At 64.9% G+C, this 10879-nt stretch carries 9 protein-coding genes; 3 read left to right on the top strand and 6 right to left on the bottom strand.

Translation table 11 applies throughout. The features are described from left to right. Positions 1 to 81: 81 nt before the first annotated feature. Positions 82 to 915, top strand: a complete 834-nt coding sequence (locus PVZ78_RS05060) for an enoyl-CoA hydratase/isomerase family protein (protein ID WP_009049435.1) — start codon at positions 82 to 84, stop codon at positions 913 to 915. A gap of 146 nt (positions 916 to 1061) precedes the next feature. On the opposite strand, the gene PVZ78_RS05065 is transcribed toward PVZ78_RS05060, so the two are convergent. The 3 genes from PVZ78_RS05065 to PVZ78_RS05075 all read right to left on the bottom strand — a co-directional run bounded on the left by PVZ78_RS05065 (position 1062) and on the right by PVZ78_RS05075 (position 5757). Then, positions 1062 to 1277, bottom strand: a complete 216-nt coding sequence (locus PVZ78_RS05065; RefSeq protein WP_009049436.1) for a DUF3079 domain-containing protein — start codon at positions 1275 to 1277, stop codon at positions 1062 to 1064. Positions 1278 to 1404: 127 nt separating this feature from the next. Beyond that, the gene (locus tag PVZ78_RS05070; protein WP_273828311.1) at positions 1405 to 4548 is read right to left on the bottom strand and encodes an efflux RND transporter permease subunit; all 3144 of its coding nucleotides are present in this window, start codon (positions 4546 to 4548) and stop codon (positions 1405 to 1407) included. A 12-nt stretch (positions 4549 to 4560) separates the two neighbouring features. Beyond that, positions 4561 to 5757, bottom strand: coding sequence for an efflux RND transporter periplasmic adaptor subunit (locus PVZ78_RS05075; protein WP_150085540.1), 1197 nt, complete (start codon positions 5755 to 5757; stop codon positions 4561 to 4563). A 95-nt stretch (positions 5758 to 5852) separates the two neighbouring features. Here PVZ78_RS05075 and soxR point away from each other — a divergent pair, with 95 nt between their 5' ends. Further along, complete coding sequence (soxR, locus tag PVZ78_RS05080; protein ID WP_151264251.1) at positions 5853 to 6338, top strand: redox-sensitive transcriptional activator SoxR; 486 nt, start codon at positions 5853 to 5855, stop codon at positions 6336 to 6338. Positions 6339 to 6387: 49 nt separating this feature from the next. On the opposite strand, the gene PVZ78_RS05085 is transcribed toward soxR, so the two are convergent. Genes PVZ78_RS05085 through PVZ78_RS05095 form a run of 3 tightly spaced genes read right to left on the bottom strand, consistent with a single transcriptional unit; the run spans position 6388 to position 9292 of the window. After that, positions 6388 to 7083, bottom strand: a complete 696-nt coding sequence (locus PVZ78_RS05085) for an anaerobic ribonucleoside-triphosphate reductase activating protein (protein WP_273828312.1) — start codon at positions 7081 to 7083, stop codon at positions 6388 to 6390. Beyond that, on the bottom strand, positions 7080 to 7247 hold the full coding sequence (gene nrdD / locus PVZ78_RS05090) for an anaerobic ribonucleoside-triphosphate reductase (protein WP_016703255.1): 168 nt from the start codon (positions 7245 to 7247) through the stop codon (positions 7080 to 7082). The genes PVZ78_RS05085 and nrdD overlap by 4 nt, the downstream gene beginning before the upstream one ends. A 32-nt stretch (positions 7248 to 7279) precedes the next feature. Then, positions 7280 to 9292 carry a ribonucleoside triphosphate reductase gene (locus PVZ78_RS05095; protein ID WP_273828313.1) on the bottom strand — a complete coding sequence of 671 codons (2013 nt, stop codon included), beginning with the start codon at positions 9290 to 9292 and terminating at the stop codon, positions 7280 to 7282. Between the two features lie 274 nt (positions 9293 to 9566). On the opposite strand from PVZ78_RS05095, the gene PVZ78_RS05100 reads away from it, so the two are divergent. Continuing rightward, positions 9567 to 10868 (top strand): IS4 family transposase, encoded by a 1302-nt coding sequence (locus PVZ78_RS05100; protein ID WP_273828291.1) that lies wholly within the window; start codon positions 9567 to 9569, stop codon positions 10866 to 10868. Positions 10869 to 10879: the final 11 nt, after the last annotated feature.

Raw genomic sequence — 10879 nt, forward strand, 5'->3', positions numbered from 1 at the left:
TCGCAGGTTGTGCCTTGCCTGCGCCCGAAAGCCTGGCCGGGTACCGGACATTCCTCGCCAACCACAGGAGGTGCGGCGGCCATGGTCTTCACCGAAATCGACTACGAAACCCAGGGACCGATCAGAATCATCCGCTTCAACCGACCGCAGAAACGCAATTGCATCGGCCCCACCACCCACCTGGAATTGATCGAGGCCTGGAGCCGTTTTCGCGACGATCCGCACGCCCTCGTGGCCATCATCACCGGCGCCGGCGACCAGGCCTTCTGTGCCGGCGGCGACCTCAAGGCGGCGCTCGATCTGGTGCCCACCACCGCGGACGAGATCGCCGCGCACAACCGCGGCGAGCGCCCCGGGATCATCGGGCCGAGCCGCTGGACGGATATCTACAAACCGGTGATCGCCGCGGTGAACGGCGTGGCCTACGCCGGCGGCCTGGAGTGGGCGTGCTTTGCCGATATGCGCATCGCCGAGGAACACGCCACCTTCGGCGTGACCTGCCGCCGCTGGAACATCGGCCTGGGCGATGGCGGCACCCAGCGCCTGCCACGCATCGTCGGCATGGGCCGGGCGCTGGAGTTGATCCTCACCGGCAAGGTCATCTGCGCCAGCGAGGCGCTGGCTATCGGCCTGGTCAACGAGGTCGTCGCCAAGGGCCGCTCGCTGGAGCGCGCGCTGGAACTGGCGCACCTGCTCTGCACCCTGCCCCAGCCCGCCATGCGCTCGGACAAGGAAGCACTCATCCGCGGCTACGGCCAGCCCCTGGCCGAGGGCCTGCGCATCGAAGCCGAGTGCTTCAACCGCTCCATCCATCAACCGGAAACCCAGGAAGGACTGCGCCGCTTCCGCGAACGCGACCACCCGGACCTGCGCGGCGACGTGCCGCCCCAGACACCGGGGTTGACCAGGGATTGAGGGCTACGGCGTTACCGCTGTAGTTCACGCACCGGCTTCAAACAGCGCAAACCAATACGGCTTCACAGGTTCAACCAAGAACAGCGTTGTGACGCTGTAGGGGCAATCCCTTGACCAGGGATTCTGGGAAAAACCGCGCTCCCGGCTCAGGACCGCTCCTCGTCCAGCGCCTTGTCCGACACGATCGGCGGCTCGATGCCCCAGTCGCCGTGCAGGTACCAGTCGTCGCCGAGCATCTCGGCGGGGTGCATGGTGCGGTCCGAGCCATTGCCGCAGGCCAGGGCATTGGCCGCGCAGTAGCGGTCGCAACCCCAGCAGATGCGTTCGGGGTGCTTGGGGCTGATGGGAAAATTCTTGGCCATGGCGTTCCCCGGGGTGCGGGTGGGAGTGGGAGTGGCTCCCAGGCTACGACGCCCGCGGGGAAATGCCCTTGATCGGGGTCAAGAATGACAGGCCCGGGGCGCCCGCCTCGGCACCCCGGGCTGCCTGCTACGCCGTGACCGCCGGCGCGTAGCGCACCGCCAGCTTGCGCAAGGCGACGTAGAACACCGGGGTCAGGAACAGGCCGAACAGGGTCACCCCGAGCATGCCGGAGAACACCGCGACGCCAGTGGCGCGGCGGATCTCGCTGCCCGCGCCGCTGCCGATCAGCAAGGGCACAGAGCCGGCGATAAACGCCACCGAGGTCATGACGATCGGCCGCAGGCGCAAGCGGCAAGCCTCCAGCGCCGCCTCGATGATGCCCTTGCCCTGGAGCTCCAGCTCCCGGGCGAACTCGACGATCAGGATCGCGTTCTTGCAGGCCAGGCCCATCAGCACCACCAGCCCCACCTGGACGAAGACGTTGTTGTCGCCACCGCTGAGCCACACCCCCGACAAGGCCGCGAGCATGCACACCGGCACGATCAGGATCACCGCCAGGGGCAGCGTCCAGCTCTCGTACAGGGCCGCGAGGACCAGGAACACCAGCATCACCGCCAGCGGGAACACCACCGCCGCGGCGTGGCTTTGGGTGACCTGCTGGTAGCTCAGGTCGGTCCATTCCAGGGTGATGCCGCGGGGCAATACCCGGGCGGCGATTTCTTCCAGCTTGGCGATCACCTGGCCCGACGACAGCTGCTTGGGATCGGAGTCACCGATCAGGTCGGCGGCCGGGTAGCCGTTGTAGCGCACCACCGGATCGGGACCGTAGCTGGGCGTCACGGTGATCATCGCGCCGAGCGGCACCATCTCGCCCCGGTCGTTGCGCACCCGCAGGTTGGCGATGTCCTCGGCGGTCTGCCGGTAGGAACTGTCGGCCTGGGCCATGACCCGGTAGACCCGGCCGAACAGGTTGAAGTCATTGACGTAGACCGAGCCCAGGTAGGTCTGCAAGGTATTGAACACATCGCTCAACGACACCCCTTGCGCCTTGACCTTGACCCGGTCCACCTGCACCTCCAGCTGCGGGATGTTGGACTGGTAGGAGCTGACCGGGTAAGTCATGCCCGGGGTCTGCGCCACCGCGGCCTGGAAGGCGCTCAAGGCATTCTGCAAGGCGCCGTAGCCGAGGCCGGCGCGGTCTTCGAGGTACAGCGAATAGCCCGAACCGTTGCCCAGCCCCTGGATCGGTGGCGGCAACAGCGCATAGGCAAACCCTTCGTGGACCTGGGACAGCTTGGCGTTGAGTTCGGCACTGATCTCCACCGCGCCGCGCTGACGCTGGTCGAACGGCTTGAGGATCACGTAGGCGGCCATGACATTCGGCGTGTTGACCGATTGCAAGGCATTCAGGCCGCTGAAGGCCGGCACGGTATCCACGCCCTCCACCGAGAGTGCCGTCTCGATCAGCTCGCTGGTCACCGCATCGGTGCGGGCCAGCGACGCGCCTTCCGGCAGCTTGGCGCCGGCGAACAGGTAGAGCTTGTCCTGGGTCGGGATAAAGCCGCCCGGCACCAGGTTGAACAACCAGGCCGTGCCGACCAGCAGCAAGGCGTAGAGGAAGAACACCGAGCCGCGCCGCCCCAGGGAGTAGGACACCAGGCCGTGATAACCGTCGGAGCGGCGCTTGAACATCCGGTTGAAGGCGCGGAAAAAGCCCCCGAAGACCTTCTGGATGCCGCGCTCCAGCCAGTCCTGCGGCGCGCCGTGGGGCCTGAACAGCTTGGCCGCCAGGGCCGGCGACAGGGTCAGGGAGTTGATCGCCGAGATCACCGTGGAAATCGCGATGGTCACCGCGAACTGCTTGTAGAACTGGCCGGTGACGCCGGAGAGAAAGGCCATGGGAATGAACACCGCACAGAGCACCAGGGCGATGGCGATGATCGGCCCGGACACCTCCTTCATCGCCCGGTGCGCGGCCTCCCGCGGGTCGTAGCCCTTCTCGATGAAACGCTCGACGTTTTCCACCACCACAATCGCGTCGTCGACCACGATGCCGATGGCCAGCACCAGGCCGAACAGGGTCAGGGTGTTGATCGAATACCCCAGCAAATACAGCCAGGCAAAGGTGCCGATCACCGACACCGGCACCGCGATCAGCGGGATGATCGAGGCGCGCCAGGTCTGCAGGAACAGGATCACCACCAGCACCACCAGCACCACCGCCTCCATCAGGGTGTGCTGCACCGCGCTGATGGATTCGCGGACGAACACCGTCGGGTCCCACACCGCCTTGTAGGCCACGCCTTCGGGGAAACGCTGGGACAACTCGTCGAGCTTGCCGTAGACCGCCTCGGCGACCTGCAAGGCGTTGGCCCCCGGCGAGAGGAAAATCCCCACCGTTGCCTGGTTACGGTCATCCAGGCGCGCGCGCAGGGTGTAGTCGCCCGCGCCGAGTTCGACCCGGGCCACGTCCGACAGCTTCACCAACTGCCCGTCCGCCCCGCTCTTGAGGACGATATCGGCAAACTCCTGCTCGCTGCGCAAACGCCCGCGCACGCTGATCGACACCAGGAAATCGGCGCCTTGCGGCGAAGGCTCGGCGCCCAACTGGCCGGCCGAGACCTGCACGTTCTGCTCGCGGATCGCATTGACCACGTCGGCCGCGGTGAGGCCGCGGGCGGACAGGCTGTTGGGGTCCATCCAGATGCGCATCGCGTAGTCGCCCGAACCGTAGACCCCGACATCGCCGATCCCGGACAGCCGCGACAGCTCGTCCTTGACGTGCAGGGTCAGGTAGTTGCGCAGGTACAGCGAGTCGTAGCTGTTGTCCGGGGACAGCAGGCTGACGTACATCAGCGGCGTCGGCGATTGTTTCTGGGTGGTCACGCCATACTGCCGCACCTCCTCCGGCAGCCGCGACAGCGCCTGGCTCACGCGGTTCTGCACGCGCACCGCGGCGGTGTCCGGATCGACACCGGGGACGAAGGTGATGCTCACCGCCAGGCTGCCGTTGGAGCCGGCGACCGACTTCATGTACATGATCCCCTCGACGCCGTTGATCGCCTCTTCCAGGGGCACGGCGACCGACTCGGCGATCTCCTTGGGGTTCGCCCCCGGGTAGGTGGCGCGCACCACCACGCTGGTCGGCACCACCTCGGGGTATTCCCCCGACGGCAGCACCGGGATGGCGATCAGGCCGAGGGCGAAAATGATGATCGACAGGACGATGGCGAAGATCGGTCGGTCGATGAAGAACTTGGAAAAATCCATGGCCGCTCTCCCTTATTTCGCCACTGGCGTCTGGGGCACGGCGGTCGAGGCCTGCTGCGTCGGCGCGGCGATTTCCTTGGGCTCCACCGCCATGCCCGGGTAGAAGATCTTCTGCGCCCCGTTCAGCACCACCCGGTCGCCGGCCGCCAGCCCGGCGCTGATTACCCGCAGGCCATCCAGCTGGCGACCGAGGGTGACGTCCTTGCGCAGGGCCTGGTTTTGCGGGCCGATGACGTACACGTATTTGCGGTCCTGGTCGGTTTGCACCGCGCGGTCGTCGATCAGCACGGCGCGGGTCTCGCTGCCGCCTTCAAGGCGCACCCGGGCGAACAGGCCCGCGGTCAGCCGGCGCTCGGGGTTGGGCAGCACCGCGCGCACGCGGATGGTGCCGGTGGCCGGGTCGACCTGGTTATCCAGGAAGTCCACGGTGCCGGTCAGGGGAAAGGTCCCGACATCGTTGGCAAGACCGACCCGCACGGTATTGCTCACCCCCGGGCGCTGGCCCTTGCCCAGCAGCTCGGTGTAGCGCAGCAGGCTCTGCTCGTCGGCGTCGAAATAGACGTACATCGGGTCCTGGGAAACGATGCTGGTCAATATGCTCTGGTCGGCCTGGGCCAGGTTGCCGAGGGTCAGCATGGCCCGCCCGACGCGCCCGGAAAACGGCGCGCGGACCTGGGTGAAGTCGAGGTTGAGCTGGGCCGTGGCCACCTCGGCGACGGCCGCGTTGACATCCGCCACGCCCTGGGCCAGGGAGGCGCTGCGAATATCGCCCTCCTCCCGCGACAGCGCCGACTGCTTGACCAGCGCCTGGCCGCGGCGGTCCTGCTCGGTGGCCAAACGCACCGTGGCGCGAGCCCGGGCCAGCCGGGCCTGGGCACTGGCCAGCGCCTCGCGGTACGGGCGCGGGTCGATGACGAACAGGGTCTGGCCCTTTTCCACCTCGTCGCCCTCGCGGAACGCCACCCGGTCGACATAACCGCTGACCCGCGGCCGCAGGTCGACGGCATCGATCGCGCTGATGCGGCCATTGAACAGGTCCCACTCACGCACCGCCTGCACGCTCACGGTCGTCACCTCGACCACCGGCGCCGCGGCGGCGACCGGCTCGGTCTTCTCGTTACAACCGCCCAGCGCCAACAGGAGGCACAGCGCTCCGAGTCGATGGGTTGAAGAACTGCTTCGACCGAGCACCCGGCGAATTCGATTCATGAAAGTGGACTCCGCTGTCACTGCACTGTTGATTTATAGGCAGGCGGAATATAAAAGTTAAAGCTAACTTTAAGTAAAGCCCCTTCGGAGGCCCCATGAACAAATCAAGCGAGCCGCTGCTGACCATCACCGAAGTCGCCCGGCGCAGCGGCGTCATGGCCTCGGCGCTGCGTTTCTACGAGTCCCGCGGGCTGCTCCACTCGCTCCGCGTCGGCAGCGGCCACCGCCGCTACCCGCGCTCGGTCCTCAGGCGGATCGCCTACATCGTGTTCGCCCAGCGCATCGGTTTCTCCCTCGACGAAATCATCCAGCAACTGACCGGCCTGCCCATCAACACCGCACCGGCCGGCGCGGACTGGCGACGCCTGACCGCCACCTGGAAAACCCGGGTGCAGCAACGCATCGCCGAACTGGAACGGCTGAACATGAACCTGGAGGAATGCATAGGCTGCGGCTGCATGTCGCTGGAACACTGCGGGCTCAACAACCCCGAGGACATCTACTCGCGCAACGGCTGCGGCGCCCGGCGCTGGCTGGGGGACCAGAAGATCGTCGTTGCCCCTGGGCAGGAGGCGGATTGATCACAGGGTCGCCTGCCCCCTGGGCGGCGACCGATATACCTGAATGCCCCTACCCCCTCAACACAAACACCGGGAACATCTCGCGCAGGTGTTGCCACAGGTCCGGCACCAGCACCTGTTGCGGGGTGCTCGGCAGTTGCGGGTCGAGCATGCGTGCGGTGCGCACCATCTGCACGGCGAAGCGCTTGACCCCCAGGGCTTGCAGGCGCTGGCCGAGCAGCAGCAGGCGCGCCGGCTGCAACAGGTGCCAGTGCACGGTGGTGCGGCATTCGTAGTCGACGCCGCTGTCCAGCAACAGCTCCAGGCTGCGCCAGTTGGCCTTGCCGCTGCCCGGGACACCGGTGAGCATCGGCGCGTCTTCGGCCAGGGCCTTGACGTCGAAGCCGACCCAGTCGGCGCCGGCCACCGCCCGGGCAAAGGCCGCCGGCTTGATGCCAGCGCTGTGCAGGCCGATGCGAAAACCCATGGCGCGCACTTCCTCCATCGCCCCCGGCAAACCGTCCTGCAGGGTCGGCTCGCCGCCACTGAACACCACCGCGTCCAGCAGGTCCTGGCGGCGTTGCAGGAAGCTCAGGACCCGGCACCAGTCCAGCTCCTCGTTGCCCCGCGGCGGGATCAGTTGCGGGTTGTGGCAGTAGCGGCAACGCCAGGCGCAGCCCTGGCAGAACAGCACGCAGGCGAGCAGGCCCGGGTAGTCGAGAGTGGTCAGGGGCACCATGCCCCCGACCCGCATCTTTCGGCTCATTGGCGCCCTGCCGCGGTCGCCTGTTCGGTGAAGTGCACGCGCTCGCGGTGCTCGGACTGTTTACCCGGGTTGAACGCCGAGACCGGACGGTGATAACCCATCACCCGGGTCCAGACTTCGCAGCGCTGGCGTTGCGCCTGGGGCAGTGTGTGCTGTGGGTTCATGGTGGAACTCCTTGCGGTTGGGGGAAGACAGGTCAGTGCACAGCGCCCGAGGCCTGGGCCTGCAGCAGGGCTTCGTCGCACTTGGGGCAGAACTCGTGTTCGCCGTCGAGGTAGCCATGCACCGGGCAGATGGAAAAGGTCGGGGTCACCGTCAGGTACGGCAGGCGGAAGCGTCCCAGGGCCTTGCGCACCAGCTGCTTGCAAGCCGCGGTCGAGGAAATCCGCTCGGCCATGTACAGGTGCAGCACGGTGCCGCCGGTGTATTTGCATTGCAGTTCGTCCTGCAGTTCCAGGGCCTCGAACGGATCGTCGGTGTAGCCCACCGGCAATTGTGAGGAATTGGTGTAGTACGGCGCCTCAGGGCTGCCGGCCTGGAGAATGCCGGGGTAACGCTTGAGGTCTTCCTTGGCGAAGCGATAGGTGGTGCCTTCGGCCGGGGTCGCCTCGAGGTTGTAGAGGTGGCCGGTTTCTTCCTGGAAGCGCACCAGGGTCGCACGCACATGGTCCAGCAGCCTGAGGGCGAACTGCCGGCCCTGCTCGGTGTGCATGCCCTGCTCGTCGCCGCTGAAGTTGCGCAGCATTTCGTGCAGGCCGTTGAGGCCGATGGTCGAGAAGTGATTGCGCAGCGTGCCCAGGTAACGCTGGGTGTAGGGATACAGGCCGGCGTCCATATGGTGCTGGATCACCTTGCGCTTGACCTCCAGGCTCTCCATCGCTAGCTCCATCAGCGTGTCCAGGCGTTGCAGCAGGCCGCTGGTATTGCCCTTGAACACATGGCCCAGGCGCGCGCAGTTGATCGTCACCACGCCCAGGGAACCGGTCTGCTCCGCCGAGCCGAACAGCCCGCCGCCGCGCTTGAGCAGCTCGCGCACGTCCAGTTGCAGGCGGCAGCACATGGAGCGCACCTGGTTGGGCTGCATGTCCGAATTGAGGAAGTTCTGGAAATACGGCAGCCCGTAGCGGGCGGTCATCTCGAACAGGCGGTCGGCGTTCTCGCTGTCCCAGGGAAAATCATGGGTGATGTTGTAGGTCGGGATCGGAAAGGTGAACACCCTCCCCTTGGCGTCGCCGGCCTGCATCACTTCGATATAGGCGCGGTTGAGCAGGTCCATTTCCGCTTGCAGCTCGCCGTAGGCAAAGGGCATTTCCTCGCCGCCGATCACCGGGACCTGCTCGCGCAGATCTTCCGGGCAGACCCAGTCGAAGGTCAGGTTGGTAAAGGGCGTCTGGGTGCCCCAGCGCGACGGTACGTTGAGGTTGTAGATGAACTCCTGGATCGCCTGGCGCACCTGCGGGTAGCTCAGGCGGTCCTTGCGCACATAGGGCGCCAGATAGGTGTCGAAGGAACTGAAGGCCTGGGCCCCGGCCCATTCGTTCTGCAAGGTGCCGAGGAAATTCACCATCTGCCCCAGGGCGCTGCTCAGGTGCCGGGGCGGCCCGGCCTCGACCCGCCCCGGCACGCCATTGAGGCCTTCATGCAACAGCGTGCGCAGCGACCAGCCGGCACAGTAGCCGGCGAGCATGTCGAGATCGTGGATATGCAGGTCCGCCTCGCGGTGGGCGCGGCCGATCTCCTGGCTGTAGACCTCGTCCAGCCAGTAGTTGGCGGTGACCTTGCCAGACACGTTGAGCACCAGCCCGCCCAGGGAATACCCCTGGTTGGCGTTGGCCTGCACCCGCCAGTCCTCGCGGTCGAGGTATTCGTTCATCGAGGCCGCCACCTCGACCAGGGTCTTGCGGTCGCGACGCAGGCGCCCATGCTGTTCGCGGTAGACGATGTAGGCGCGCATGGCGAGGAAGAACCCGGCGTCCATCAGTACCCGCTCGACCCGGTCCTGGATCTGCTCCACATGCAACCGCGCATGCCCCTCAAGGTGGGCCAGCACCGCCTTGAGCAAACCCTCGGCCTCGACGTCGGCGTACTCGCCGCTGGCTTTGCCGGCGGCGATCAACGCCTGGCGGATCTTGTCCGCATCGAAGGCAACCAGGCTGCCATCGCGTTTGTGCAGGCGGTTGTTGCCCACCCTGATCAGCGTGCTGTGCATTTGACCTCCGCATACTACATATAGATGTTTTTTACTTTTAAAACACAAGATGCAGTGAGGTTACGGAGAGTCGGGTGGATTGCCATTGATCGTGATCAAGTTTTTTTGGTTCGTGTGCATATCCGTTTCTGCGGTAACGGCGGCTTAGGGTTCCGCCCTTACGGCCATCCCTTTCAAGGTCTTGGGTAAAATCCGCTGAAATTCAGTCAGGAAGACCCGAACGATGTGGGCCGATGTACTAGCGCGATTCGAGAAAAAAGCACCTGCCAGCGTGATGGCCAAACTTGCCTTGGAGCAAGCCATTGCGCCGGAGTGGGTCGATCAGGTTTTCGAAGAACACCGGCAACGGCAGTACTCCCGCGAATTGCTGTTCTCAACCATCGTTAAGCTCATGTCCCTTGTTTCATTGGGCTTGAAGCCGTCATTACATGCCGCGGCCAAGCAGCTGGAGGATCTTCCGGTTAGCCTGGCGGCCCTTTACGACAAGGTCAGCCGTACCGAACCGGCTCTGTTGCGCGCCTTGGTCACAGGTTGCGCGCAGCGCCTGACTCCGACGATCAAGGAGTTGGGGGGCTCAGCCATGCTGCCCGATTGGCAGGTTCGGGTGGTAGACGGCAGCCACCTGGCGTCCACCGAAAAGCGCCTTGGAGTACTACGGCACGAGCGCGGAGCGGCTCGTCCCGGATTCTCGGTCGTGGTCTACGATCCCGACCTGGATCAGGTCATTGACCTGCAACCCTGCGAAGACGCCTACGCAAGCGAGCGAGTCTGCGTGTTGCCGCTACTGGCCGATGCCAAGACGAACCAGGTTTGGATCGCTGATCGGCTCTACTGCACGCTTCCTGTAATGGAGGCCTGTGAACAAGTGAAAACGTCATTTGTCATTCGCCAGCAGGCCAAGCACCCGCGCCTGATTCAAGAGGGCGAGTGGCAAGCATCTTTGCCTGTTGCAACAGGTACGGTGCGTGAACAAAGCATTGAGGTAAGAGGGGGGCATCAGTGGCGACGCATCGAGTTGACGCTCCATTCACCAAACGACTCAGGTGACCGCAGTTTGATGTTCTGGAGCAACCTGCCCGAGAGCATCAGCGCACCGCAGATCGCGGACTTCTATCGCCGTCGTTGGAGTATTGAAGGGATGTTCCAGCGACTGGAAGCCATTCTGGAAAGTGAAATTGAATCTCTCGGCAGTCCACGAGCTGCCTTGCTTGGATTCACCACTGCCGTGCTGGCGTACAACGTACTGGCCTTGCTCAAGCGCAGCGTCGAACACGCTCATCGAGAGACTCAGCCTGAGGGCTGGGAGGCTTCGATCTATCACTTGGCGATCCAGGTCAGAGCTGGATATGAGGGCATGCAGATCGCTCTGCCCGTCGAATATCTACCGATCGTCTCAATGGAAAAACTGGCCCAGCGCTTGTTGGAATTAGCCAAGAACATTCAACCCAAGCAAGTCGCCAAAAGCCAACGAGGCCCCAAGGTACCCAAGCCCAGGACATGGGTTCAAGGGACGGCGGTACATGCCCACGTTTCAACAGACAGGGTCATCAAGGCTGCCAAAACGAAAAGACCTTGAAAGGGATGGCC

This window comes from Pseudomonas sp. SBT1-2 (assembly GCF_028640875.1).
Lineage (GTDB): Bacteria > Pseudomonadota > Gammaproteobacteria > Pseudomonadales > Pseudomonadaceae > Aquipseudomonas > Aquipseudomonas chlororaphis_I.